We start from the raw sequence: 1,045 nt of genomic DNA on the forward strand, positions 1-1,045 counted from the left end.
GTCCCGGGCCGCAAGAGGCCGGTGAACCGGAACCGCGGGCAGGTCTGTCCCGTCGCAAGAAAACTCAGCCCGCGCTCATCCCACCGCTCCACCAACGCCGCCTCGCCGGGCGGAATGTCTGTCCGGACCGCCGGGTAGCGCTGCTGCAGCGCCGCGTTGCCGCCGCAATGGTCGCTGTGCAGATGCGTATTCACGATGCGGTCGAGTGGCCGGCCGCCCAGTGCCGATTCGACCAGTGCCAGTGTCTGATCGGCATGCGTGCAGTACCCGGTGTCGACCAGCGTGGTCTCGCCGGCCCCGGTGAACAGGATGTTGTTCGACGACAGCCAGCCGCGCTCGAAGACCACCAGATTCGCCGGCAGCCCGGCCGCGGCGCGATCGTTCATTCAGGCGCCCGCGCTGGTGCGCAACTCGCGCCGCAGGATCTTCCCGACATTGGTCTTCGGCAGCGAGTCGCGGAATTCGATGTGCTTGGGCCGCTTGTAGCCGGTGAGCTGTCCATTGCAGTATTGCAGCACGGCTTCCTCGGTGAGCGCCGCATCCTTGCGCACGACAAAAACCTTGATCGCCTCGCCCTGCTTTTCGTCGGGCACACCGACAGCCGCGCACTCGACGACGCCGGGACACAGCGAAATGACGTTCTCCAGTTCGTTCGGAAAGACGTTGAAGCCGCTCACCAGGATCATGTCCTTCTTGCGGTCGACGATGCGGCTGTAACCATCCTCTTGCATGACGGCGATGTCGCCGGTGCGCATGAAGCCATCGGGCGTGAAGGCAGCGGCGGTCTCGGCGGGCTGGTTGTAGTAGCCGGTCATGACGTTGGGCCCCTTGATGCAGAGCTCGCCCGGCGTGCCGACGGGCAGGGAGTTGCCTTCGTCGTCCTTGATGGCGATCTCGATGCTGGGCAGCGGCAAGCCGATGGTGCCGGTGAAGCTGGTGTTCGACACCGGGTTGTTGGTGCCGATCGCGCAGGTCTCGCTCATGCCCCAGCCTTCGATCATCGGGCAGCCGGTGGCCTCGAACCAGCGCCGTGCCGTGCCTTCGG

Annotated in this window: 2 protein-coding genes; both read right to left on the reverse strand. The window is 65.7% G+C overall.

Annotated elements, in window-relative coordinates:
* Nucleotides 1-386 (reverse strand): MBL fold metallo-hydrolase (locus AC1DOC_RS34860; protein ID WP_478131739.1); only part of this gene is annotated, 386 nt, incomplete at its 3' end.
* The coding region (locus AC1DOC_RS34865) for an AMP-binding protein (protein ID WP_478131740.1) at nucleotides 387-1,045 on the reverse strand (659 nt) is incomplete at its 5' end. It lies immediately after the preceding gene.

This window comes from Variovorax sp. 01T439_2 (assembly GCF_056398445.1).